This is a genomic window from Niallia sp. Man26 (genome assembly GCF_022049065.2).
Taxonomy (GTDB): Bacteria; Bacillota; Bacilli; order Bacillales; family Cytobacillaceae; genus Niallia.
On record NZ_CP095743.1, the window covers coordinates 1,862,335 to 1,888,596 of the forward strand.

Here is a 26,262-nt window from a genome sequence, read left to right on the forward strand (position 1 = left end):
ACATATGAAGGAGTTTTTCAACGTGAGTGAACAAACAATCACAGTAACATTAGCTGCAGAAAAGAAACCGAAGCCAGATCCGTCTAAATTGGAATTCGGTAAAGTATTTACGGATCATATGTTCATGATGGACTATACAGTAGAGAACGGCTGGCATAATGCTCAAATTCTACCATATCAGCCAATCACGTTAGATCCTGCTTCAGTTATTTTCCACTACGGGCAAGCAGTTTTTGAAGGTATGAAAGCATATTTGACAAAAGAAGAAAAAGTATTGCTTTTCAGACCGGAAAAAAATATGGAACGTCTGAACAAATCAAATGAGCGTCTTTGCATTCCAGAAATTGATGAGGATTTCGCTCTTGATGCTTTAAAGCAGCTGATTAATATTGATAAAGATTGGATTCCATCAGGAGAAGGAACTTCCCTGTATATCCGTCCTTTCGTTATTTCTACACAACCATTTTTAGGTGTTGCGGCTTCTATCAGCTATAAATTCATGATCATCTTGTCACCGGTTGGTTCATACTACAAAGAAGGTGTTAAACCTGTAAAAATCTTTGTTGAAAATGAGTATGTCCGTGCCGTTGCTGGCGGAACTGGCTCTGCAAAAACAGCTGGTAACTACGCAGCAAGCTTAAAAGCGCAGCAAATCGCTACACAAAAAGGCTATTCTCAAGTATTATGGCTTGATGGAGTCGAAAAGAAATATGTAGAAGAAGTAGGCGCGATGAACGTATTCTTCAAGATTGGTGATGAAGTTATTACACCAGCATTAAACGGAAGCATCCTTGAAGGTGTGACAAGAAGAAGCGTCATGGATCTTCTTAAACATTGGGACATCCCTGTAGTTGAACGCAGAATTTCTGTTGAAGAGATTTTTGAAGCTCATAAAAATGGTGAGTTGAAAGAAGCATTCGGTACAGGAACAGCAGCGGTTATTTCTCCAATTGGTGAGTTCTTATGGAATGAAACATCCATTACTCTTAATAACGGAGAAACTGGCGAGCTTGCGAAAAAAGTCTATGATACATTGACAGACATCCAAAACGGAAGAGCAGAAGATCCGTTTGGCTGGACAGTCGAAGTATAAAATAAAAGAGCCGCTGTCAATCATGGCAGCGGCTCTTTTAATTATGTTGTCTGTGTTTCCCTGTACAAAGGAAGTGTGCAGCAGCGGAAGGCTCCGCCTGACTTAATGATTTCCGTTATATCAACCTCAATCACTGTAAAACCGCGTTTGCGCAGCTCACTATTTACACCTTTATTAATGGGAAGACTGATGACTTTTTTATGACCGATAGATAGTACATTTGTTCCGAGTGTTGCTTGCTCTTCCTTTGTCACCTCAATGAGAGAATACCGCTTCTTTAACAATTCCAATTTATCTTTATCAATTTCCCCAGGATAAATCAGCGCATCATGCGGCGAAAGAATATTGAATACACAATCAAGATGTAAAAAGCTGTCTGTGAATGGAACAGCAATCACTTCATAGTTAGGCAGCAAGCTTTGAAGATGATTAATGGCTTGTTCATTTGTGCGATTGCTGACACCGACATAAATGGTCGAGCCGTCAATCAGCACATCACCGCCTTCAATCTTGTCACTGTTTAATTTCGTAAAAGAAATTTCCTGCTCGTTCAGCCAGTTTAACAGAACATGCTCTTCTCCTTTACGGACATCATGCCCCATTTTCGCAACGAACATTTGATCACCAAGTGTAAAGCCGATATCCCTAGTAAATACCTGTTCAGGGAATTGCTTCTCAGCAGGAAGGAGCACAACTTCAATGCCTTCAGCTTTCAAAGCTTCAACAAAGCCTTGATGCTGTTTAACAGCTAATTCTGTATCAATATTTTCTTTCATATACTGCTTTTGGATCGCATTTATTGGTTCTTTAATAGTCATATATAATGGAGATGTTAAAATCACTTTTTTTAATGGGGCATATTCGCTGTGGCTCCCAATCAACAATTGATCATTCTTCATATTAATCCTCCATTTTTTAAGTTTTGGGCAATCCATTCACAAGCTGACAAAATAAGCTTTTAAGCGTTTAAAATAAATTTTTCGACCGCTTTGGCAACTCCGTCATTATTGTTTGTATCTGTTACATAATCGGCTATAAGCTTAATGTCGTCAGGAGCGTTGCCCATTGCAATGCCAAGACCTGCAAATTCAATCATTGCGGCATCATTATAGCTGTCTCCCATTGCGATAACTTCTTCTCTTGTGATGCCAAGGCGATCAATCAATAATGATAGGCTTGTGCCTTTAGTAACACCTTTCTCCGTGAATTCAAGGAAAAACGGTTTGGAGCGCATAACACTCAGTTGCTCTGAAAGTTCTGTCTGTAATACTTTCTCCACATTTTTCAGAATATCCTCTTCTTTAACCATTAATACCTTTACAACAGGGTCTTTTATGTAATCAACAAAGTTAGGCACAGCTTTGATTGGCAGCCCAGTTATTTGTGCTTCAATCTCCGTAAATGGATTGTTTTCTTCTGTCACAATAGTATCGCCAACATATGTATGAAGCCAAACCTTTTCTCTTTTACTCAATTCAAACAGCTGGTGTACAACCTCTGGTAAAAGCGTACTGCTGAAAATCTCTTCATTTGTTCGGCAATTGGTGATTTTTGCGCCGTTAAATGAAAGGATATAGCTGCCATAATCAGACAGATGTAGTTCTCTTGCAGTATCCCACATCGCAAACGTAGGTCTGCCTGAAGCAAGAACTACCTTAACCCCTTGTTCCTGTGCTTTAATCAATGCTGCCTTTGTCGCTTCTGAGACCGTATGGTCATCCTGAAGCAATGTGTCATCCATGTCTAGTACAATCATTTTATATTTCATTTGTATCTCCTTAAAAAAATTTATTCTACATCTTAAGAATACATGAATATCAGTTGAGATTATAGCGGAAAGGGAGATTTTTTTCTTATTAGAAAAAGGGAGAAATTACCTCGAAAAAGTATTTGAATTATCAGAAAATTGTTGCTATAATATAAAAAAGCAAAGGGGTTGATTCAAATGGAAAAGTATTTATTAAATGCACCACAACAGTCTGAAGGAAATGTAGTTGATTCTTTATTAGCTGAAATGGTCTTGGAGAAAGCCCTTTATAATTTCAAGAAACAGAGTCTAAAAAAGCAGATTGATGCAACATTAATCGCTGGTGATAAGCCTGAGTTTCTTCGTTTAACAGAAGAACTAAACAAGTTGATCTCCTAAATAGTTTTTAATAATAGTCGTTATATATCAAAGCATGGAGATGCAAATCTTCATGCTTTTTGTTGTTCGTTTGAAAAAAATGAAAAAGGACACCAAAAATGGTGTCCTTACGTTATTGAGGCAATAAACTGTGCTCCACATAGCACATTAGCGTTTATTGACTTATTCAATAGAGCTCATCGCAGAAATAAATATACCATATCTATTAATTTGTTGCAAGCTATTATTTTTTTATAGTCAAATTAGCTGCAATAAAGACGGAATATTTCTCCCAAAACCGCCCTTTTTTGCGTTATAATCTAGTTATACTATTGGGGTAAAGGGTGGGAATGATATATGACAACAATGTGTAAAGTGGCTGAGTACATAGAGGAAAATACAGAAGTCCTTGCTCATAGAATAGTAGAGGGAGTTCTCAGCAGTTTAGATTTAAGCATCCCTGATGACGAGAGAAATAACGCATTTCTCATGTATAAAGAGTTTTTAGGGTTTTTAGGCAAGTCACTTAATACAGGAGTGTCAGGAGTGCCAGCGGATTTAATTGCTTGGAGTAAGCACAATGCTGAACAGCAATTGAACGCAGGTGGAAGAATTTCAGAAATCGTTATCCGCTACCAGCCGACAAGGAAGATTTTTAATGAGCTGCTGACAGAGTTAAGCATTAAGTTTGGACTAGCTCTTAGTGAGAATGCTTTTTTAATAAAAATGGTTGACGATATACTCGACACTAGCTTAAGTGAAACAGTCTCCACTTATGAATGTTTATCAGAAAGTTACCGAAAGAAAGCCCAGCAGGAATTGGCGGAGCTGTCTGCCCCAGTTGTGCTTGTAAAAGAAGGTGTAGCTGTTCTGCCGCTTGTTGGCTTAATCGATGCCTACAGAGCTTCGTATATAATGGAAAAAGTTGTCCCCCATATAGCTGGGCTTCAGCTTGAATATCTTATTACAGATTACTCTGGCATTAAAAATATAGATTCGGAAATCGCTTCTTATCTGTACCAATTAGGCGAGGTGCTTCAGCTCCTTGGCATCAAGGTCATTGTAACCGGCTTGCGCCCGCAGCTTGCTCAAACAGTTGTGGAAACAAGATTAAATATGGCGGCAATCAAGGTTTATGCTAATCTTAAGCAGGCACTGGAGTCTTTGAAGTAACCGATTTAAAGTTATTTTTATATAAGTACAGCACCGCTTGGTAACACCAAGGGTGCTTTTTTGTTTTTTGCCGAGTTCAATCGTTTGACTATTTAAGTGCGAGAATATTAAGATGACATTACTTCAATAATTCACCCTGATAAAGGCATACTACAGGAGTGAAGCAGAAGTTCATTTAATCAAGAAACATTATGTAAATATAATTTAAAAGGAGTGTTAATTTTGAGCAATCAATCCGAAAAGCTTTTCCAACCATTGAACTTGGCAAATAAGCTGGAACTGAGAAATCGTTTAGTAATGGCGCCAATGACTAATTTCTCATCAAACGAGGACGGCACAGTTACCAAAGCTGAGGTTGACTATTATGCTAGACGTTCTAAAGGTGTCAGCATGGTTATTACTGCATGTACATATGTAACAGAAAACGGCAAAGGCTTCCCGGGAGAATTTGCTGCATATTCTGATGAATTCATTCCGTCTTTAAGAGAACTTGCATCTGCAATAAAAAAAGAAGGGGCGAAAGCAATTCTGCAAATCTTCCATGGCGGCAGATCTTGTCCTCCAAATCTAGTGCCTAATGGTGAGCTTGTAAGTGCCAGCGATGTTGCACAAGACAATAATCCAGCTCCTAGACCTTTAAAAGAAGAAGAGATTCTTGAGATTATCACAGCATTCGGTGAAACAACAAGACGTGCTGTGGAAGCAGGGTTTGATGGTGTTGAAATCCATGGCGCAAACGGATATTTGCTTCAGCAGTTTTATTCACCGCACACAAATAGACGCAACGACAAATGGGGCGGTACTCTAGAGAATAGAATGGCATTCCCGCTTGCTGTTGTTGATGCTGTGAAAAAAGAAGCAGAAAAAGCAACAGAGCCATTTATTGTTGGTTATCGTTTCTCTCCAGAAGAACCGGAAACTCCAGGTTTAACGATGGAGGAAACATTTGCCTTGATTGATGCACTTGCAGACAAAAACCTAGATTATTTGCATGCTTCCTTACAAGAGTTCTGGTCAGCACCAAGACGTGGCGCTGATGATAGCAAATCCAGAATTGAATGGATTATCGAGCGTGTCAATGGACGTGTGCCAGTGATTGGTGTCGGCAGCGTGTATACAGCAGATGATGCAAAAAAAGCCTTTGAAACAGATATTGATCTTTTAGCTATTGGCCGTGAGCTCATTATCGATCCTGATTTTGTTCAAAAAATCGAGGAAGGCAGAGAAAGTGAAATTGTTTCTGTATTAGATAAAAGCAAGCAGAAGGAACTGGTAGTGCCAGATCCGCTTTGGAATGCAATTATCAACTCTCCTGGCTGGTTCCCGGGAGTATAAGCAATTCTTGCCCCCCGGCGATTATCTCCGGGGGCCTTTCTTTAACAGCGCAAAAGATTCATGACATATTAGTTTCCTGCATAAACTAATCATCTAAAGCAGAAAATTTTTCTGCTAAAACAATAGTGTTAATTTTTGGACAGGAGTAAATGCTATCCATTATGATGGAATAAACTTAATCAAATGAGGAGGCTGCAGATGATTTCTTATAAAGACAGAAATGAAGTAAAAGACATAGAGAAATGGAATCTTAGTGATCTGTACGAAACAGAGCAAGCTTGGAAAGCAGATTTGGACATAGTCAGTGAAAAGGTTGGCGAGATTGCTACCTACAATGATAATATAAACGATGCCAAAAGCTTGCTTGCCTATCTAAAGCTATCTGAAGAAATCGGTTACATATATAGGAAGGTTTTCGCTTACAGCATGCTGCTGCTTGATACAGATACCAGAAATAACAGCGCTCAAAGCCTTGTAGACCAAGCGAGAAGTGCAGGACAAAAATGGAGCAGCGCAAGCTCGTTTTTTATGCCGTATCTTTTAAGCCTGGAAGAGAGCCAATTAAAAGCATATATTGCGCAAGAAGAAGGCTTGAAATATTTTGAAAAGGATTTGCTGGAGTCGTTTGCCTATAAAAAGCATGTTTTAAGCAAAGAAAAGGAAGAAATCTTATCAGAATTAGGGGAGTCCCTGTCTGTTCCAAGCCAAGTGTTCGGGATGATTAATAATGCAGATATTAAGTTTGGTGAGGTGACAGATGAGAACGGAAACAAAGTAGAGCTGACAAGAGGTATGTATTCAAAGCTGATGGAAAGCGATGATAGAGAAAAAAGAATCGAGGCCTACAAGGCATACTATCAACCTTATCTCGGACTCAAGAATACAATTGCAGCAACTTTTTCATCTGCAGTCAAAAATAATGTTAAAACATCCAAACTGCGCAATTATCCTTCAGCCCTTGAAAAAAGTTTGTTTGGTGATCGGGTTCCAAAGAAAGTTTACGAGAACCTGATAGAATCAACTAGAAATAATTTAAAATATATGGATGAATATATGCAATATCGCAAGCAAAAATTAGGTGTCGATGAGCTGCGTGCATATGACTTAAGTGTTCCCCTTGCAGGCGAGGCAGCGAAGCAGGAAATCTCATTTGATGAAGCCTATGATATTATGCTGAAAAGCTTAGAGCCGCTTGGGTCTGAGTATATTGATGTTTTGAAAAGCTTTAAGGAAAAACGTTATTTTGATGTGAGAGAGACACCGGGGAAAAGGTCGGGAGCTTATAATCTAGGAGTATACGGGGTACACCCATTCATCCTGTTGAATCACCGAGATGACCTTGACAGTCTTTTTACATTGGCGCATGAGTGCGGCCATGGGATGCATTCTTATCTCAGCAATAAGCATCAGCCGGCAATCAGTGCAGGATACAGCATCTTTGTAGCTGAAGTTGCATCAACAGTCAATGAAGTCTTGCTGATTCGGTATCTGTTAAAAACAGAAACAGATCCGAAAAAACGGGAGCATTTATTGAACCACTTTATCGACAGCTTTAAAGGGACTTTCTTCACGCAAGTAATGTTTAGCGAGTTCGAAAAAGAGGTACATGAGAAAGCAGAAAAGGGAGAACCGCTAACACTTGATTTTTTCAATGAGACTTATGAGACTCTTTTTAAAGCTTACAATGGCAGCGAGCTAGTCCTTGATGATGAAGTGAAGCACGGGTGGTCAAGAATTCCGCATTTTTATCGTCCGTTCTATGTTTATAAGTATGCAACAGGCTTTGCTTCTGCTATTACAATTGCTGATAAGCTTTTGGAAGGCAAACAGGAAGACTTGGATAGCTATTTAGAATTCTTAAAGAGCGGCAGCTCAGATTTCCCATTAGAATTGCTGAAAAAAACTGGTGTTGACTTAACTACTCCAGAACCAATAGAACATGCAATGTCTATTTTCCACTCTCTTGTAGAAGAGATGACAAAAAAGGGTTAAAAATTGGTTAAAGCCGTATACTTTGTATACGGCTTTCTTGAACCGTTAGGAACAAGTTGCATAAAAATTAATTATTTTGCATAAAATTTTTATTGGTATTTTTCTAGAATGGAGAAAAACTCAATCACGTAATGATAGAAAGTTTGTACAGACGGCGGCAGCTCTCGGTTTTTGGGAATGATAATACCGACCGTACGGCTGATTGCAGGATTCTCAATTGGCACCCTTGCTGTGAATTTTGGAACATTATCATAAAAGGTGCTTTCAGGAAGCAATGTCACTCCCATTCCAGCTGAAACTAACCCTTTAATAGCATCTAAATCCTCTCCCTCAGAACTTATATTCGGCAAAAAACCTTCTTGTTTACAAGCATCATAAGCTATTTTTTGCAAAATATAACCTTTCGGAAACAATACAAATGATTCATTTCGTAAATCCCTTAGCCGAAGTGTACGTCTTTCGGACAACGGATGATTGCTTGGGAGAAGGGCAAAGATTTTTTCTGTAAATAATATATTCCCTTTTAAATCAAAATCATCTGTCGGTACAGGGCCTAATAACGCTAAATCCAGATCTCGATTTTTTACCGCATCGATTAAGAAACTGTATGAGCCTTGTCGCAATTGAAAGGCTATGTTTGGATGCCTTTCTTTAAATGCGGAAATTATCGTCGGCAGCAAATGACTGGCAAGGCTTGTCGGAAACCCGATTTTAATGGAGCCTCTTTCTGGATCTAAATAAGCATCAATTTGTTCTTTAGCACGATCTACTGCTTTCATAATCGCAAGGGAATGAGTTAAAAATATTTTACCAATTGATGTCAATTTGACATTTCGTCCTTCTCTTTCAAATAGAGGGACACCTAGCTCATCTTCCAAATTAGCAATTTGTCTGCTTATAGCGGATTGCGCAACATGTAGGCGTTCAGCAGCTTCTGATACATGTTCTCTTTCTGCAACTTCGATGAAATATTTCAGTTGTCTTAATTCCATTTTTTAGGTTAATCCTCCTATTCATCTCAATATTAGATTACTTCTATCCAAATAATATATTGTATATATGAATTTGCATAGTATAATTGGGTTATCTGAACAAAAAAAAGTGTTAGAAAATCTGACAGGGGTGGTTGAAATGACGTACAACCAATTAGCTAAAGCACAAGGTCTATACCGACCTGAATTTGAACATGATGCGTGTGGAATCGGGTTATTTGCTCATATTAAGGGGATGGCAACTCACGACATCGTTTCAAAGGGACTAAGCATGCTATGTAAATTGGATCATCGCGGTGGTCAAGGCAGCGATCCGTTGACAGGAGATGGATCCGGATTAATGGTTCAAATTCCAGATGCATTTTTCCGCAAGGAGATTACGGATTTTGAATTGCCAGAGCGCGGACAATATGGTGTCGGAATGGTTTTCTTTTCAAAGGACGATCCAAACAGACATGAAATCGAAAATAAGATAAATGAATATATCGAGCTTGAGGGCCAAGAGCTACTCGGCTGGCGTACTGTACCTACAGATGTCAGAAAAATCGGAAAAGTCGCTCAAAAGAGCTGTCCTGTAATTCGACAAGTGTTTATTAAAAATAATAATGGTTTAGAGAAGCTTGGTTTCGAACGCAAGCTTTATATTATCCGTAAATTATCTGAAAATTGGGGCAAGGCAGAAGAAAGAGAATTTTACTTTGCGAGTCTGTCTACGAGCACCATTGTATATAAAGGGCTGTTAACTTCCGATCAAGTAGAAACATTCTATCTTGATGTGCAAGACCCAGAATTCGTGTCCGCATTTTCTATTGTGCATTCACGTTTCAGCACAAATACTTTTCCAAGCTGGGAAAGAGCCCATCCAAACCGTTATTTGATCCATAACGGAGAAATTAACACATTGCGCGGAAACTTCAATTGGATGAAGGCAAGAGAACAGCAATTTGTGTCAGAAGCTTTCGGTGATGACCTGCAAAAGGTTCTGCCAATTCTTGATGCAAATGGAAGTGATTCATCTGTTTTCGATAACGCCTTGGAATTCTTCATTCTTGCAGGCCGTAAGCCGGCTCATGCAGCAATGATGCTTATCCCGGAGCCTTGGACAGAGAACCCTCACGTGACTGGCGAGAAAAGAGCATTTTATGAGTTTCATAGTGCAATGATGGAGCCATGGGATGGTCCGATGGCCATCACATTTACAGATGGTAAGCAAATCGGGGCAATATTAGACCGAAACGGTTTACGTCCTGCTCGTTATTATGTGACAAAAGATGATTATATTGTGTTCTCCTCCGAAGTAGGTGTTGTACCGGTAGAAGAAGAAAACATTCTATATAAAGACCGTTTAAGCCCAGGAAAAATGCTGTTAATAGACTTAGAGGAAGGCAGAATCGTTTCTGACGATGAGCTGAAAAGCGAAATTTCATCACAAGAGCCGTATGCAGAATGGCTGGAGGAAGTTGTTAAGCTAGAGCAATCGGAAAACGATGAAGCAGAGTCTTTCCAAGATTTACTGACACGCCAGCGTGCTTTTGGATACACGTATGAAGATATCCAAAAAAACTTGCTGCCTGTTGTAACAGAAGGCAAGGATCCAATCGGTTCAATGGGGAATGACACGCCGCTTGCTGTATTGTCTGAAAAGTCCCAATCATTATTCAACTACTTCAAGCAGCTGTTCGCCCAAGTAACCAATCCTCCTATTGATGCAATCAGGGAGCATGTGGTCACATCAACATTGACTTGGTTAGGAGCTGAAAGCAACCTGCTTCACCCGACAGCTGAGAATTGTCGCCGCATTCAGTTGGAAGGTCCAATCCTTTCTAATGCTGAAATCAATCAGCTGAAAGCAAATGAGCTGTACGGATTTACAGCACAAAGCTTTGCAGCGACTTTCACAGATAACTTGGAGATGAGTCTTCAAAGCCTGTTGAAGCAAGCAGAAAATGCCATTGCTGAAGGTGTTAGCCTGTTAATTGTAACGGATAGAGGAATGAATCAAGAACAAAAAGCTATACCTGTCCTGTTAGCAGTCAGCGCACTGCACCAGCATTTAATTGAAAAAGGACTTCGATCAAAGGTTAGTATCATCGTAGAATCAGGTGAAACAAGAGAGGTTCATCATTTCGCGAGCTTAATCGGTTTTGGTGCAGATGCTATCAACCCGTATTTAGTGTATGCGACTTATCAGAAGACAATTGAAGATGAATTGCTGAACATTTCCTATGAGGAAGCTGTAGCACGCTATAATCTTGTAATTACTGAAGGTGTCGTTAAAGTAATGTCCAAAATGGGTATCTCTACCGTGCAAAGTTACCGCGGAGCCCAAATCTTTGAAGCAGTCGGCATTGGCCAAGAGGTTATCGATAAATACTTCGCTGGAACTGTATCACAATTAGGCGGAATAGGTATAGAAACGATTGCAAAAGAAGCTGCTGACAGACATGATGCAGCATATGCAAATATTCTGGATGAGACTTTAGATTCTGGAAGTGAGTTCCAATGGAGAAAAGGCGGAGAACATCACGCGTTCAATCCAAAGACAATTCATACATTGCAATGGGCATGCCGAAAAGCTGATTACAGCTTATTTAAGCAATATTCAGATGCAGCCAATGAAGAGAGATTAAACTTCTTGAGAAATTTGTTTGCCTTTAATGCTAACCAGAATCCAATTGATCTAGAAGAAGTCGAATCAGTTGAATCCATTGTAAAAAGGTTTAAAACAGGAGCTATGTCCTTTGGATCGCTTAGTAAGGAAGCGCATGAAACATTGGCAATTGCAATGAACCGTCTAGGCGGCAGCTCAAACAGCGGGGAAGGCGGAGAGGATCCAGCCCGTTACGAGCTTGATGTGAATGGCGACAATCGAATCAGCGCCATTAAACAGATTGCATCAGGACGTTTTGGTGTAAAAAGTCATTATTTAATAAATGCCCGCGAATTGCAAATCAAGATGGCGCAGGGTGCAAAGCCTGGGGAAGGTGGACAGCTGCCAGGAAACAAAGTATATCCTTGGGTTGCAGACGTAAGGGGCTCTACTCCGGGAGTTGGCTTAATTTCACCTCCGCCGCATCATGATATTTATTCTATTGAAGATTTGGCACAGCTTATTCACGATTTGAAAAATGCGAACCGTGATGCTCGAATCAGTGTGAAGCTTGTTTCAAAAGGCGGAATCGGCACGATTGCTGCAGGTGTGGCAAAAGGTGCGGCAGATGTTATTGTTGTTAGCGGCTATGATGGCGGTACGGGTGCATCACCAAAAACAAGTATTAAACATACTGGTCTTCCGTGGGAGCTTGGATTAGCTGAAGCACATCAAACATTAATGCTTAACGGTTTGAGAAGCAGAGTTGTCCTAGAAACAGACGGAAAGCTGATGACAGGTAAAGATGTTGTGCTGGCAGCATTGCTTGGCGCAGAAGAATTTGGCTTCGCAACAGCACCGCTCATCGTCTTAGGATGTGTAATGATGCGTGCTTGCCACTTGGACACATGTCCAGTCGGGATTGCCACACAAAATCCAGATCTTCGTTATAAATTTGCTGGAGATCCAGATCATGTTGTCAACTTCATGCGTTTTGTCGCAGAAGAAGTAAGAGAGATTATGGCACAATTAGGCTTCCGCACTGTTGATGAGATGATTGGAAGAACAGATGTATTAACTGTCGGTGAGAATGCTAAAAACCACTGGAAAGCAAAAGACCTTGATTTAACTAAGCTTCTTTACCAAGTGGATGGAATTAGAACATTCCAAACGCCGCAAAACCATAAAATTGCAGAAAGCATTGATATGAGAAAAATCCTGCCTGCAGTAGAAAAAGCGATTCAAAATGGCGAAAACATTGACCTGCACTACCATGTACGCAATACAGATCGTGTTATCGGTACAATTGTCGGCAGTGAAATTTCTAAAAAGTATGGAGAGCAGGGATTGCCTGAAGATACAATCAATCTGCATTTATCAGGATCTGCAGGCCAAAGCTTAGGTGCATTTATTCCAAAAGGATTGACAATCCGCTTGAACGGCGATGTGAATGACTATGTTGGAAAAGGTTTATCCGGCGGTAAAATCGTCATTAAGACTCCATCAGTTGAATCGTTTTCTGCTCAAGATAATGTTATTGCAGGAAATGTTGCATTCTATGGTGCAACTAGCGGTGAAGCCTTCATTAACGGTAAAGCAGGAGAGCGTTTTGCAGTCCGAAACAGCGGAGCTAGCATTGTAGTTGAGGGTATTGGTGATCATGGTCTGGAATATATGACAGGCGGGGAAGTAGTCATCCTTGGTGAAGTCGGCAAAAACTTCGGTGCAGGTATGTCTGGAGGAATTGCTTATGTATTGCCAAGCGACAAGGACAGCTTTAAGGATCTTTGCAATATGGAAATGATTCTGCTTGAAGAATTGACAGATAAGGCAGAGTTGGAGAGAGTAAGGACTTTAATCAGTAAACATGCGGAACAAACAGACAGCTTCTCAGCACAGCAAGTGTTAAACAGCTGGGAGAAAAATGCTGCTAAATTCGTAAAAATAATCCCTAAAGATTACAAACGGATGATCAGCCAAATCCAAGAAGGCATTGACCATGGATTAACGCAAGAAGAAGCGGAAATGAAAGCTTTTGAGAGCAACTCAAACCAAGGCAAAAAAAAACAGCAAACTACTAAGATGACTTTAGCAGTTCGGTAAGAAAGGAGAGAAAACAATTGGGCAAAGCGACGGGTTTCATGGAATATAAAAGAGAGGAAGCGGAAGAAAGGTCTCCCCTCTCCCGCATTAACGATTTTAAGAAGTATTCTGCTCCTTTCTCTGACGAGGTGCTAAGCAGACAAGGTGCACGATGTATGGATTGCGCCACACCATTTTGCCATATCGGGATGGAAATCGGAGGAAGCACCTCCGGTTGCCCGATTCATAACTTGATTCCTGAATGGAATGATTTAGTTTATAAAGGAAGATGGAAGGATGCACTTGAAAGATTGCTGAAAACAAACAACTTCCCTGAATTTACAGGAGCAGCATGTCCTGCCCCTTGTGAAGGGTCTTGTGTCCTTGGCATTTCCGATCCAGCTGTAGCGATTAAGAATATTGAGAAAACTATTATCGATAAAGGGTTTGAAAACGGCTGGATTTCACCAAGAATACCATCACACCGTACAGGCAAGAAAGTAGCGATTGTCGGTAGCGGTCCTGCTGGCCTTGCCAGCGCTGATCAGCTTAACCAGGCGGGGCACTCTGTCACTGTATTTGAGCGCTCTGATCGTCCTGGCGGGCTGTTGATGTACGGTATCCCTAACATGAAGCTGGAGAAAAAGGATGTTGAAAGAAGAGTTAACCTCCTGACACAGGAAGGAATTGATTTTGTCACAAATACGGAAATCGGTAAAGACATTACGGCTGAAGAGCTAAAAGCTCAGTTTGATGCAGTTATCCTTTGTACTGGAGCGCAAAAGCAAAGAGATTTAAATATCGAAGGCAGAGAAGCAAATGGCGTTCATTTTGCAATGGATTATTTGACACAATCAACGAAGAGCCTGCTTGATCCAAGTCTAGGTAAACCGAGCATTGATGCAGAGGGCAAGGATGTTATCGTGATCGGCGGCGGTGATACTGGGGCAGACTGTGTTGCAACAGCACTTCGTCAAAAATGCAAAACAGTTGTTCAGTTCGGAAAACACCCACAGCTAGGATTAGCTCGTGCTACTGATAATATGTGGCCTGCTTTCCCTCATGTTTTCACACTTGATTATGCGTATGAAGAAGCACAAAAGCAATTTGGTAAAGATCCTCGTGAGTACAGCATCCAAACAACGAAAATGGTGCATGACGAAGAGGGGAACCTGAAGGAGCTTCATACAGTGCAAATGGAGAAAATCAGACAAGAGGACGGCAGATTTTTATTTAAAGAGATTCCTGGCTCAGAAAAGGTTTGGCCTGCTCAGCTAGTGTTTATTGCAATTGGATTTGAAGGTCCAGAACAATCTGTTCTTTCTCAGTTTGGTGTAGATACACGCAATAACAAAATTGCCGCTAAATATGGCGAATTTGAAACAAATGTAGATGGCGTTTTTGCAGCAGGTGATGCAAGAAGAGGCCAAAGCTTAATTGTATGGGCAATAAATGAAGGCCGAGAAGTTGCGTATAAAGTAGATCAATATTTGATGGGTGTAACTTGTTTGCCAACCGTTAATGCATAATTATTTTCTGGTATCCTAAAGGATGCCAGTTTTTTTTATGGAAGAAGAATAAATCATACATAAAATGGGTAAAAAAATGAAAATGTGTTTACCCTTTTTATTATCTTTTTTCATCTAATAGTATATAATGGGTAAAAATCAAGGGCTGTCCTCGTAATAGAGCAATTAATATTTAAGTTTTTTGGACATTGCCTGCAACAATTCAAGGGGAGTGTCGGAGATGAGAGATGTAAGACTGACAGATATTTTTAAACACCATATTGCGCAGAAGTATATTACTCGATCAGGATTAGCTCATGCTCTGGCCGTAGCTTATCATGCTTTTGAGTTGGCTAAAGAAAGAAATATAGATGTGGATAATGCCGCTAAAGCAGGATTTCTTCATGATATGGGACATTATACGTGGTATAAGGACGGTAAATGGGATTATCAGCTGTATAAAAAAAATGATATTCATCCTATTAAAGGGGCAGAAAGAGCACATAAACTCCTTATCAGACTCGGTGAAAATCCGGTTAAAGCAAAAGAAATTGCATTAGCTGTTTTGTTTCATACAGACAGTTTCATTCCTGGAGGAAATGTCATCCTAACACCGCTGCAGGAAATTGTTAAAGCAGCAGACGAAAAGGATGAGGAGCCAGGCGGGCATCACCATTACCGGACGATAAGTATTAAAAGAGCAATAGAGAGCTTGGAAAGACTAGACGAAAAAATTGATAAATATATCACCCAAGACGAAGATAAAACGGAAGGAAAGTAGGCAATTATGCCCCTTTTCCTTCCGTTTTTTTGCATTATTGCATAATTGCAAAGAGCGGAAAAATAATAAAGGGAAATTAACGAATAGGAGTATTATCATGACAGCTAAAATGATACTTTATATAAGTTTGCTTCTCCCGTGGTTTTCCTTGCTGTTTGCTAATAAGAAGCGCATTAAAAAGTATATACCTGTAATAATTTTAACGGTTTTTTTAATGACAATCATTTTTCAAATAGCGTTTCATTATAAATGGTGGATTATTCATACATATATTGTTCCATGGGGATATATGATTGATGTTAGCTTCGCATATGGGCTATTTCCGGTAGGAACGTTTTGGATATTTTATTTCACAAGCAGCCGCTTTATTATTTTTACGATTACGAACATCATCATGGATACATTAATGGCATTTGCAGTGCTGCCAGGCTTAAGTAAGCTTCATATTGCTGAATATAAAGGGATTGCTCCATGGCAGTATTTTTTAATCATGTACGGACTTTCGTTTATCATATATGGTTATTATGTTTGGCAGCAGAGGATATACAAGGAAGACCCTTGAGTCTTCCTTTTTTCATTCATGATGACAATTTGGTGCTATAATAAAAAAATCATTAAGAAGTTAGAAGGGAATACAATGATAAGCACCTCTAGATATATAAAAGAATGGCAGCTTGCTCTTCAGCAGGAAATAAATCATTTAAAAAGGTTCTCCGGTACGAAAATAGCGTTATTTAATGGCCAACATCTTCAAACAGAGGAGAACTATACATATTATTTTGAAAGCATTTCTTTCGTTAAAATACCTATCGGTTCATCGGTTGTCCTTACTTGGGGGAAAGCCAAGATTAACGGCCGCATTCTGTCTTCAGATGGTAAAAGCTTAATCCTCCAGATTGACAAATCAATCGGCGATTATGTGTCAGAAGCTTTTGTCAGCCACGATCCTTGGGAGCTTTTGGAGCAGCTGATGATCCGGTTTGATGCGATTAAGGAAAATAAGACGAAAAGAATGCGAATTAAAAGGCTGATGAATCCTTCCATGCCTGCGAAGCATCCCCAGGATATGATTAAAAACCATGTTCATAATCTTTCCTTGAGAAGCAAGTATAATCCCATCACCTTTGTATGGGGACCGCCGGGAACAGGTAAAACATATACATTAGCAAGAGTTGCCCTCCAAAAATATTGGAAGGGAAAAAGGATTCTTCTCCTGTCTCAAAGCAACCAAGCAGTAGATGTGCTCATGAAGGAAATAACGAAAACAGCACAAAGCAAAGAAAGATTTAAAATTGGCGATATTCTCCGGTATGGAGGCAATGCAGCAGAAATGGATATGCACGATGAAAAAATAACAACAAGTGCACTTCTTGACGAGAAGGACAAAGCTTTAGCTGTTCAAAAACAAGAATTGTTAGATGAAAAGATTAAATTAAAAAGAGATTTAGCGAGATCCTTCAGTAGCAGAGATTCACAAGCTCTACTTAAAATGGAGGAACAGATTGCAAGAGTATTAGAAAAAATACGAAAAAAAGAATTGCAGTTTATTAAAAAGGCGATGGTAGTTGGCACTACACTTGCTAAAGCTGCGACAGACCCAGCTATTTATGAGGATGAATATGATCTTATTCTCCTTGATGAAGCAAGTATGGCCTATGTGCCGCAAACAGCCTTTGCAGCTTCACTTGGAAAGCGATTGATCGTATGCGGCGACTTTAAACAATTGCCTCCGATTGCAGCAAGCAGAAGCGAAGCAGTGAATAAATGGCTGAAAGAGGATATTTTCCATGCGTCAGGCGTTGCCGACAGTGTAGCATCCGGGTCCCTTCATCAGCATTTGCTGTTACTGAATGAACAGAGAAGGATGCATCCAAGCATATCGTCTTTTACTAATAAGCATATATATCACTCACTTGTTTCCGATCATCCAACCGTTTCATCATCGCGAAAAGCGATCACAGAAAAAGGTCCTTTTCCGAAAGAAGCCAATATCCTCTTGGATACAAGTAATTTTGGCTATTATGGCGGCTTTGAAAAAGGCACAAAATCACGTATTAATCTCATGCATATGCTGCTCTCCTTACAGCTGATTGTAGAAGCATGGAAAAGCGGAATAAGAAGCATTGGCTATGTGACGCCATATAGAGCTCAAAGTGAACTGATGGACGCTGTTACCGCTGAACTGTTCCCTAAGCAGCTTGCTGATAGCAGTATTCAGATAGCGACAGTCCATCGTTTCCAAGGCAGTGAAAAGGATATGATTATATTTGACAGCACAGAAGGGTACCCTCATGAGCGGCCGGGAATGCTGCTGCTTGGAAAAGACAGTGACAGATTATTGAACGTGGCAATTACGAGGTCTAAGGGTAAGTTTATTCATATTGCTAACTGTGATTTCATCAAAAGAAGAGTAGGCAGAGATAAGGCTGTAAGAAAGCTTGTGGAGCATCAATGGAGTGAGAATTTACTAGTTGAACAGCAGAAAATCGGCACATGGATTAATTCCAGCCACCCGTATCTTAAATGGCAGCATGCAAAAAACACGAAAGATATATGGGAAGATATGAAGAATGGAAAAACCGTTGTTGCTGCAATGCCGGATATAGTTCAAGTTCCACAAGACTGGCTGCAGCTTTTAGAAGCAATTGCTGCAAACACAATATGCAAAGTATATGGTCCATTAAAGAGTTTTAAAAATAAACGTGTCGATAGTATGGAATATGACGCTCCCTTTCCGTTTGTCATTGTAGATGAACACATCGTATGGATTGGTCATCCACTGCAGCTCGTGCCAGGAGCAAAGCCACCTTCCATAGCAGTCAGAATAGAATCGAAACAGCTTGCCGCCTATTTGCTTAAACAGCTGTCGTAAAATTTACGATGGTTGTTTACAGCCTTAAAGGAAACAGGGTATCATTTAATAGTAGTTTGTAAATTTTTCTGGAGGGATTGCTAAATGACTTTAAAAGAAACGGTTGGGCAAGTGCTCACAACAGAAGATGCTGTAAATAAAGCACTCGAAACATACGATAGTGAAGGGTATATTACTGTCACTGACAAGGAAGCACAAGAGCAAATCCTTGCTAAGCTTGAAGATAATGGATTTTATGTGTATGATGAACAATTTATTGATGGAGTTTACCGTATCTATATTGAACTGTAAGTACATTTGACTGTTTTAGATTTGTTTATTTTTATCTCTTTATGTACAATTAATTCGTCAAGTATATAGGGGGTGTAATATGGAACAGAAGAAGAAATTCCGACAAAACAGATTATTGCTTGCATGTTTGTTGTTGCTAACGATGGGACTTGCAGCATGCGGCAGTACGAATGAAGCGGAGGATTCAAAAAGCTCTACATCTAATTCTCCAACTATTGAGGTAAATCCAATTGTGACCATTACCATGGAAGATGATTCAAAGATTGAAATCGAATTATATCCGAAAAAAGCGCCGAATACTGTCAACAACTTTGTTACACTTGTAGAAAAGGGTTACTATGATGGATTAACATTTCATCGAGTTATTCCTGACTTCATGATCCAAGGCGGAGATCCGGCGGGGAATGGCACAGGTGGTCCTGGCTATGCGATAAATGGGGAGTTCTCAGACAATGGATTTGACAATGATCTGAAGCATGAACGAGGCGTAATCAGCATGGCAAGATCAGGCGATCCAGATTCAGCAGGCTCTCAGTTTTTCATTATGACTAAAACGACAGAAAGCTTGGATGGCCAATATGCAGCATTTGGTAAAGTCATTAGCGGCATGGAAGTAGTCGACAAAATCGTTGCCGTTGACAGAGATGCTAATGATAAACCGAAGGAAGATGTTATCATGAAGAAAGTAAGTGTGGATACGAAGGGCGTTAATTTTCCAGAGCCGCAAAAGGTAGAATAGCACTAGCTTTTTTTAAGGACAAGCAATACATTTTATTTCTTGATAGAATGTATGGTATGATAAGTTGAAACATTTGTCCCAACAAAATAGGGACAAAGATTAAAGGAGATGTAAATAATGGCAGAAAATGGATACATACTAATGCAAAACGGTGAAAAGATCGAATTCGAACTTTATCCGAACGAAGCACCAGGAACAGTAGAAAACTTCACAAAACTTGCTAAAGAAGGCTTTTATGATGGATTGACTTTCCATCGCGTTATCCCAGGCTTCGTAAGCCAAGGTGGAGACCCTAACGGCAACGGTACAGGCGGTCCTGGTTACACAATCAAATGTGAAACACAAGGCAATCCTCATACACACCAAGAAGGCTCATTATCAATGGCTCATGCTGGTAAAGACACTGGCGGTAGCCAATTCTTTATCGTACATGATCCTCAACCGCATTTAAACGGAGTACATACAGTATTCGGTAAAGTAACATCTGGAATCTCTGCTGTTAAAGCAATGAGAAACGGCGATGTTATGGAGAAAGTTGTAATCGGAGAATAATTATAGCAATACTTAGACAAACCCCTATCGAACAAAAGCATCGATGGGGGTTTGTCCTATTCTAACTGTAATTATAGATTTTACGCATCCAAAAAACCACTTTTTTATTACTTAAAGAAGTAAATAATGATCAACAATATACTGAACTATAAGCGGTCTGTACATTGCCTCAATGACCTGCATTTCTGCAAGCATCTGCTGTTGGTATTTAGTTGTACCAGATTCAGAATGGGAGCGGAACTGTGTCAATGACTCTTCCAAGTAAACAATATGCACCCCTTTAGACAGTAAACGAAACCACATTTCATAATCATGTGTATATACCATTGCAGGGTTAAAGTCTCCATATTTTTCAAAAATGGTTTTTTTGATTAAAATAGTACATCCGTTTATTGGGTTAGAGTATAAATAACCTTCATATACTGCCTTCATAGTTGAATAGTTGGCACCATTAGATGGGATTCGTACATTATTGTTACTGTCGATAATATCATAGTTTGTAAAGCTTGCGTCTAATCCTCTTTCCAACATAAATTCCATTTGCCGCTTAAGTTTTTCGGGCTTGAAAAGATCATCTGAGCTAAGCCATGCTATATACTCACCGGTCGCTTCTGCAATGCCCCTGTTCAAAGCTGTTGCAGTACCACCATTTTCTTTTCGAATATACTTTATTCGTGACCTATATGGCATAATTTTTTCTCTGTATTTAACGGAGCCATCGTCAACTAGAACTATTTCTACATTCGGATAGGTTTGATTCAAGGCACTCCTGATGGCTTGATCTACATAAGCGCAATTATAAAAAGGGATGATGATTGATATTTTCGGATACAACTTACTTCCTCCTTCTTTTTATTCCTCTGTTTGTGTAGAAATTCTTTTCAGTAATAGTAATATATGTATATCTCCTGCTTGCTGTATAGGTATGTGCTTGACTGAATTACATCATTCATCAAAGTTTTTTCTCCTTAATAGACAAAAAAGAGGTCAAATTGGAGCACTTTTCCATATCCTATTAGAAGCATGTTAAAAAATAATGATATGAAGGGATGCTGGAAAACAACAATGAATATTCTATTTGTCTATTATGTGCCGAGCGGCGGGGTGGAAACATTAAATCGCCAACGTTCAGCTGCCCTTAAACAGGCTGGTATTAACAGCCATTTCCTATATTTCCGCAAAGCAAGAGATTTAGTTAATGACCATGAAGGACCAACATTTATCACAGATGATGATACAGAAATTAAAGCAATTTTAGATAAAGGCAATTATCAATGGATGGTAATCATTTCAGACTATAAATCGATTCCGCGCTTTCGGAATTTCGGATACACTGGCCCTATTATTTTGGAAATACAAGGGTATGGACCAAAGCATGTGGCCAAAACCGAAATGACGAACGCAGTACCATATGTGACAACACCAAAAGTTGGGTTACTCAATCCTAAGACACCCCATATTTCTCAAATTTTCAGTGAATTATTTCCGTCCCTACCAACCTACCAATTTAATAATTGTTTCGACAGCAAAAAATTCGCATATAAGCGCCTGCCAAAATCGGAGAAACCGATTGTAGCTTGGATTGGACGATTGGAGGACAATAAAAACTGGAGAGAGTTTCTGCAGATAGGAAAACAGCTCTTAAATGGTGTTAATAATGGTATTCAGCTTTATATGTTTGAGGATCCTACATTATCGACACAAGAGGAGAGAGCAGCCTTTCAACTTTTAGTGGAACAGCTCCAGCTAGCTGAACATTTGACAGTATTGCCGAATATCCCGAATGAACAAATGGCAGATTATTATTCGGTGATTGGAGATTCGGGCGGTTTTCTATGCTCTACATCTAAAGTGGAAGGTGCACCTTATTCTGTGCTCGAAGCATTCAGCTGCAAATGTCCTGTACTTACAACAGACTCTGATGGGGTGAGAAGTTCTATTATCCATAATGTAACTGGAAAGTATTATCCGCTAGGAGATATTGAAGCCGCGTGTAAGGAAGCGAAGGAGTTGATGTTCTCCGTACCCTTGAGGGAACATATCCGAACAAGTGCTTACTTGCATTTGAGACGTGAATTCAGTCCAGAGCAGTACTGCCAGAACTTTGTTTCCATGATGAGTGATTTTGGTGTAAAACCACAGAACTAGAGAAATCAACTGGTAACTACTAAAGAGAGTCGCGCATTTCATGCACGACTCATTTTTTATCCTTGATAATAATTGATCATATCAACTAAAGAAGATGTCAGTGACCTTTCCTGCTGCCAGCCTAACCCTTTCAGTTTAACAGGGTATATCACAGGAGCAGTATCGGAAGCATCAGAACAAACTGATTTTATATCAATAGTTCTTCCTGTTAATTGTTCCAGATGCGCTAAAACATTTCCTAACGACTGGCTAACACCTGTTGTAATATCATACACTTCGTTTTTGCTTCCTTTAAGCAAGATATATTCATATGCAGACACAACATCGCGAACGTCGATAAAATCCCTTGTTGCATTTATATTTTGAACCTTGATAACTGGTGTTTTTCCATCTTTTGAAGCCTCGAGAATTTTTTTAATAAAAATTGCACAAACGCCGTTAGAATTACCAGGGCCAATCAAGTTTGTTGGTTTTGCGACTCTAATGTCCATATCATACAGATTAGCCCAAGATAGAGCAATCATTGTTTGGATTGTTTTGCTTAAACTGTAAGGGTGCGGGATAGCGGATATATCCTGTGGATTGGTCTGCAAGGCTGAACCGACAATTAGAATTTTACAGTCTGGCCTGTGATTAGCTGCTGCCTGAAGCAAATAGGCTGTTGATAGCGCATTTATTTCCAGTGTTTTAACAGGATTATCCCAGGAGTCTCCGACATGATTTTGTCCTGCAAGATGCAGCAAGTAATCCGGCTTGCATGTTTCAATTAATTTATCCACATCCTGTTCGTTAGCTAAATCACATAGTAGGAGCTGTTTAATGCCAGGAATGAGGGAATTTGGATTTTTAGCTGCTCCATAAACATGGTAGCCTTTTTCTGCAAAAAATCTGCAAGCGTGGATTCCTGTAAAGCCGCTAGCACCGGTAATTAAGATTGTTTTATTCATTTGCTTTCATCCAAGTTTTCATTTCCTTTAGCATATCCAAGTATGAGGGGGGAGTGTAGACATAATCTGTCCTCGTATTTACGATTGTCCTGTCAAGTTTATTTTCCTTATCAGGAAGGATTTTCACATCCTTTTTGTCAAACACTGTTTGGAACAGCTTTAGCAATTCGTACTTTGAAATTTTTTCTTTTACACATAAATGATAAAGACCTGTTACATTATTTTCAATCATCTTTTCAGTTGCTTTCGCCAGCTCTATGGTTGTTACACCATTCCAGTATACGTGCTCATATCCATTAATTTCACCAGTCTGCTTCATAAACCACAAGAAGAGGCCAATTCCGTGTTCTTTTTGTTCAGGGCCAATTATCGAAGTTCGAATAGTCAGGTTTTCATCATCTTTAATTTCCCCGTATTGCTTTGTTTTGGAATATTGGGTAGTACCATCTGGAATACTGTCCTCTGTATAATCTCCTTCATCGCCGGAAAACACACAATCTGTACTAATATGAATCAATTTTCCGCCGTTTCTTTTCGCTAGTTTGACGAGCTGATGCGGTAAAAAGCTGTTTACTTGCATGGCAATAAAAGGATTTTTCTCGGCATCTTCGTTTAAGATGCCGATACAGTTAATGATTATATCTGGTTTTATAGATTCAATGATTTTCTCCAAAGAAATCAGATCGGTCACGTCCAGATAAATACTATCTTTATCCTGCTTATCCCTTGATGTGTAATAGACTTTAAATTTCGGATTTTTTCTGAAATAAGCTACCATTACATGTCCTGCCATCCCTTTGCCACCAAGGACTAAGAGCTTCATTTAGATAAGACCGCCTTTCGATAGCATCTCCTTGATTTCCTCTTTGCTGATTAAGCCGATGCCAGAATTATACTCATCCAGGTCAACAGGAGAGCAATTTTCATAATGCTCTTTTAACCCATCAATATGAATGGATGGCAAGATAACATAATATTCCTCATCATAAATGCATGTTGTAGTACACTCATATTTGGACAGCAGCAGCTCATGAATTTTCTCACCTGGGCGGATTCCGAGTATTTCGGTTTTTACATTTTCTACTTGTGAAAGTTCGACTATTACATCAGCTAAGTCTATAATTCGGCATGCAGGCATTTTCATGACAAAAATCTCGCCGCCAAAGCTTTCAAATGTTGCTTTAAATACTAGTTTGATTGCCTCTTGTACGGTCAAAAAGAATCTTGTCATTTTTAAATCTGTGATGCCGACCGTTTGCTTATCACGAATTTGCTTTTTGAAGACATGGATAACACTTCCGTTTGTTCCGAGAACATTACCACCGCGAATGCAGACGAATTTCGTATCTGTATTAAGTGTGTTCGCATGAATGATTAATTTTTCTCCCATCGCTTTTGATAAACCATAGAAATTAGACGGATCAGAGGCTTTGTCTGTTGAAATATAGACGACCTTGTGGACATTTTGTGCAATCGCAGCATCTATGACATTCTGGGTGCCGATGACGTTTGTTTTTAATGCTTCAAGAGGCTGGTGTTCACAAATTGGCACGTGCTTTAAGGCTGCTAAATGGAATAAATAATCGATATTTTGGCATGCATCCATCAAGGTTTCTTTTTCTTTAATGTCACCAATAATAAAATGCAGCTTAGGATGATTGTCAAACTCTTGTTTCATCATGAATTGCACAGATTCATTTCTGGAAAAAATGCGAATTTCCTCTGGATTTTCATTGAGCAGCTGCTTCACCAGCTCATGTCCCCATGAACCAGTTCCACCAGTAATTAAAATCTTTTTATTTTCAAACAACTTTCATTCCTCCCAATACAATTTTTACTATTTTATCTGATACATTCACATGATCATAGCCTTCAGGAAAAGACCATTTTCTTGATTGATTAACCATTGCCTGCACACAGCTTGTGATGTGTTTGCCATTCAGCCCGGACAGGATATTACTTCCGCATTCAATTGTTTCCATCCGTTCTGTAGTCTTGCGGATTGTTACAGTCGGAACATGGAATAAGCAGCATTCCTCCTGGACAGTTCCACTGTCAGTAAGCACACATAGGGCGTTTTGTTCTAGCTTCACAAAATCAAAAAATCCAAATGGCTCATAAAATTCAATTAAAGGATCAATCTTCAGCTCTTTGTTTTGTTCTATACGAGCTCTTGTGCGGGGATGTATGCTGCAAATAATCCTTTTTTTATACAATTTTGCTATCGAATTGATGCCAGTAATGATTTCCTTTAACCGATCTTTATAATCGACATTTTCTGCTCTATGTGTGGTAACAAGGAAATAATCTTGTTCTTTAAGGGAAAGTTTTTCTAATATCCGACTAGAATCAATTTGTTCGCCATAATGAAGCAGTACCTCGTAAATGGGGTTTCCAGTCACAAGTATTCTGCTCGATGGGAATCCTTCCTGCATAAGATTCTGCTTGCTTTGTGGTGTGTATGGGAGATTAAAGCTAGAGACACTGTCAATTAGCTTTCTATTTTTTTCTTCTGGAACTTCCAAATCAAAGCATCGGTTTCCAGCTTCCATATGATAGACTGGAATGCCCATTCTTTCTGCTAAAATGGAGCTTAAACCACTGTTTGTATCACCAAGTACCAACACTTTATCCGGCTTTTCTCTATTTAATATCAATTCTAATTCTTTGAATATGACGGCAAGCTGTTCTCCCAACGACTGATGCTTTTCACTAAGCACATAATCTGGCTTTCTTATTCCCATTTCCTGAAAAAATATTTCACTTAATGACGAAGTGAAGTTTTGTCCTGTATGCACAAGGATATGTTTATCTGCCAATTGATCGAGTTTGCCAATTATCAAACTAAGACGTATAATCTCTGGCCTTGTCCCCAATATTGTCAATACTTTCATTTCTCACCTCTCGTAAAGCCTTTAATGAAGAATCTCTATAACATATGCATGTCCGTACCGCATGTTCTAGGCAGCAAACCTTTTTTAATAGAAAATTATGTTAATAAATGCTCTTAAGTAACAAAAAAACTCCCCGCTAATAAAGTGG

Annotated in this window: 22 protein-coding genes; 14 read left to right on the top strand and 8 right to left on the bottom strand. The window is 39.4% G+C overall.

The annotated features are described in order from the left end of the window. Window positions 1-22 precede the first annotated feature (22 nt). The gene (locus tag L8T27_RS09445; RefSeq protein WP_233313931.1) at window positions 23-1,093 is read left to right on the top strand and encodes a branched-chain amino acid aminotransferase; all 1,071 of its coding nucleotides are present in this window, start codon (window positions 23-25) and stop codon (window positions 1,091-1,093) included. A gap of 41 nt (window positions 1,094-1,134) precedes the next feature. Here L8T27_RS09445 and L8T27_RS09450 read toward each other — a convergent pair whose 3' ends face one another. Together L8T27_RS09450 and L8T27_RS09455 are read right to left on the bottom strand one after the other, a co-directional pair. Continuing rightward, window positions 1,135-1,992, bottom strand: a complete 858-nt coding sequence (locus L8T27_RS09450; RefSeq protein ID WP_233313930.1) for a dimethylarginine dimethylaminohydrolase family protein — start codon at window positions 1,990-1,992, stop codon at window positions 1,135-1,137. Window positions 1,993-2,051: 59 nt separating this feature from the next. Further along, window positions 2,052-2,861, bottom strand: coding sequence for a Cof-type HAD-IIB family hydrolase (locus tag L8T27_RS09455; RefSeq protein ID WP_233313929.1), 810 nt, complete (start codon window positions 2,859-2,861; stop codon window positions 2,052-2,054). A gap of 177 nt (window positions 2,862-3,038) precedes the next feature. On the opposite strand from L8T27_RS09455, the gene L8T27_RS09460 reads away from it, so the two are divergent. The 4 genes from L8T27_RS09460 (at window position 3,039) to pepF (ending at window position 7,718) form a co-directional block, all read left to right on the top strand. Then, window positions 3,039-3,239, top strand: coding sequence for an IDEAL domain-containing protein (locus L8T27_RS09460; protein ID WP_233313928.1), 201 nt, complete (start codon window positions 3,039-3,041; stop codon window positions 3,237-3,239). Between the two features lie 336 nt (window positions 3,240-3,575). Next, on the top strand, window positions 3,576-4,391 hold the full coding sequence (locus L8T27_RS09465; RefSeq protein WP_237941384.1) for an STAS domain-containing protein: 816 nt from the start codon (window positions 3,576-3,578) through the stop codon (window positions 4,389-4,391). A gap of 219 nt (window positions 4,392-4,610) precedes the next feature. Then, the gene (locus L8T27_RS09470; protein ID WP_233314755.1) at window positions 4,611-5,726 is read left to right on the top strand and encodes an NADH-dependent flavin oxidoreductase; all 1,116 of its coding nucleotides are present in this window, start codon (window positions 4,611-4,613) and stop codon (window positions 5,724-5,726) included. A gap of 198 nt (window positions 5,727-5,924) precedes the next feature. Continuing rightward, the gene (gene pepF / locus L8T27_RS09475) at window positions 5,925-7,718 is read left to right on the top strand and encodes an oligoendopeptidase F (RefSeq protein ID WP_237941385.1); all 1,794 of its coding nucleotides are present in this window, start codon (window positions 5,925-5,927) and stop codon (window positions 7,716-7,718) included. A gap of 89 nt (window positions 7,719-7,807) precedes the next feature. On the opposite strand, the gene gltC is transcribed toward pepF, so the two are convergent. Continuing rightward, window positions 7,808-8,710 (bottom strand): glutamate biosynthesis transcriptional regulator GltC, encoded by a 903-nt coding sequence (gene gltC / locus L8T27_RS09480; protein WP_233313925.1) that lies wholly within the window; start codon window positions 8,708-8,710, stop codon window positions 7,808-7,810. Window positions 8,711-8,849: 139 nt separating this feature from the next. Here gltC and gltB point away from each other — a divergent pair, with 139 nt between their 5' ends. From gltB to L8T27_RS09520, 8 genes are all read left to right on the top strand, one after another. Continuing rightward, window positions 8,850-13,403 (top strand): glutamate synthase large subunit, encoded by a 4,554-nt coding sequence (gene gltB, locus L8T27_RS09485; RefSeq protein ID WP_237941386.1) that lies wholly within the window; start codon window positions 8,850-8,852, stop codon window positions 13,401-13,403. A gap of 17 nt (window positions 13,404-13,420) precedes the next feature. Next, window positions 13,421-14,911 carry a glutamate synthase small subunit gene (gene gltD, locus L8T27_RS09490; RefSeq protein ID WP_233313923.1) on the top strand — a complete coding sequence of 497 codons (1,491 nt, stop codon included), beginning with the start codon at window positions 13,421-13,423 and terminating at the stop codon, window positions 14,909-14,911. A gap of 220 nt (window positions 14,912-15,131) precedes the next feature. After that, the gene (locus L8T27_RS09495) at window positions 15,132-15,671 is read left to right on the top strand and encodes an HD domain-containing protein (protein ID WP_233313922.1); all 540 of its coding nucleotides are present in this window, start codon (window positions 15,132-15,134) and stop codon (window positions 15,669-15,671) included. A 97-nt stretch (window positions 15,672-15,768) separates the two neighbouring features. Next, a complete protein-coding gene (locus L8T27_RS09500) occupies window positions 15,769-16,233 on the top strand; it encodes a hypothetical protein (protein WP_237941387.1) in 465 nt (154 codons plus the stop codon). Between the two features lie 75 nt (window positions 16,234-16,308). Further along, entirely contained in the window at window positions 16,309-18,543 is a 2,235-nt protein-coding gene (locus tag L8T27_RS09505) for a DEAD/DEAH box helicase (protein WP_248574483.1), read from the top strand. Window positions 18,544-18,627: 84 nt separating this feature from the next. Further along, window positions 18,628-18,834, top strand: a complete 207-nt coding sequence (locus L8T27_RS09510; RefSeq protein WP_233313919.1) for a hypothetical protein — start codon at window positions 18,628-18,630, stop codon at window positions 18,832-18,834. 79 nt (window positions 18,835-18,913) lie between these two features. Then, complete coding sequence (locus tag L8T27_RS09515; RefSeq protein ID WP_233313918.1) at window positions 18,914-19,573, top strand: peptidylprolyl isomerase; 660 nt, start codon at window positions 18,914-18,916, stop codon at window positions 19,571-19,573. Between the two features lie 117 nt (window positions 19,574-19,690). Next, window positions 19,691-20,125: a peptidylprolyl isomerase gene (locus L8T27_RS09520; protein WP_233313917.1), complete on the top strand. Its 435-nt coding sequence runs from the start codon at window positions 19,691-19,693 to the stop codon at window positions 20,123-20,125. Window positions 20,126-20,236: 111 nt separating this feature from the next. Here L8T27_RS09520 and L8T27_RS09525 read toward each other — a convergent pair whose 3' ends face one another. Continuing rightward, window positions 20,237-20,959 (bottom strand): glycosyltransferase, encoded by a 723-nt coding sequence (locus tag L8T27_RS09525; protein WP_233313916.1) that lies wholly within the window; start codon window positions 20,957-20,959, stop codon window positions 20,237-20,239. Window positions 20,960-21,190: 231 nt separating this feature from the next. On the opposite strand from L8T27_RS09525, the gene L8T27_RS09530 reads away from it, so the two are divergent. Next, entirely contained in the window at window positions 21,191-22,273 is a 1,083-nt protein-coding gene (locus L8T27_RS09530; protein ID WP_233313915.1) for a glycosyltransferase family 4 protein, read from the top strand. A gap of 56 nt (window positions 22,274-22,329) precedes the next feature. On the opposite strand, the gene L8T27_RS09535 is transcribed toward L8T27_RS09530, so the two are convergent. Genes L8T27_RS09535 through wecB form a run of 4 tightly spaced genes read right to left on the bottom strand, consistent with a single transcriptional unit; the run spans window position 22,330 to window position 26,114 of the window. Then, window positions 22,330-23,220: an NAD-dependent epimerase/dehydratase family protein gene (locus L8T27_RS09535; protein WP_237941389.1), complete on the bottom strand. Its 891-nt coding sequence runs from the start codon at window positions 23,218-23,220 to the stop codon at window positions 22,330-22,332. Next, window positions 23,213-24,043: a dTDP-4-dehydrorhamnose reductase family protein gene (locus L8T27_RS09540; RefSeq protein ID WP_233313913.1), complete on the bottom strand. Its 831-nt coding sequence runs from the start codon at window positions 24,041-24,043 to the stop codon at window positions 23,213-23,215. Before L8T27_RS09540 ends, L8T27_RS09535 begins: the two co-directional genes overlap by 8 nt. Then, a complete protein-coding gene (locus L8T27_RS09545) occupies window positions 24,044-25,030 on the bottom strand; it encodes a polysaccharide biosynthesis protein (RefSeq protein WP_233313912.1) in 987 nt (328 codons plus the stop codon). After that, complete coding sequence (gene wecB, locus L8T27_RS09550) at window positions 25,023-26,114, bottom strand: non-hydrolyzing UDP-N-acetylglucosamine 2-epimerase (protein ID WP_233313911.1); 1,092 nt, start codon at window positions 26,112-26,114, stop codon at window positions 25,023-25,025. Before wecB ends, L8T27_RS09545 begins: the two co-directional genes overlap by 8 nt. Between the last annotated feature and the right edge of the window lie 148 nt (window positions 26,115-26,262).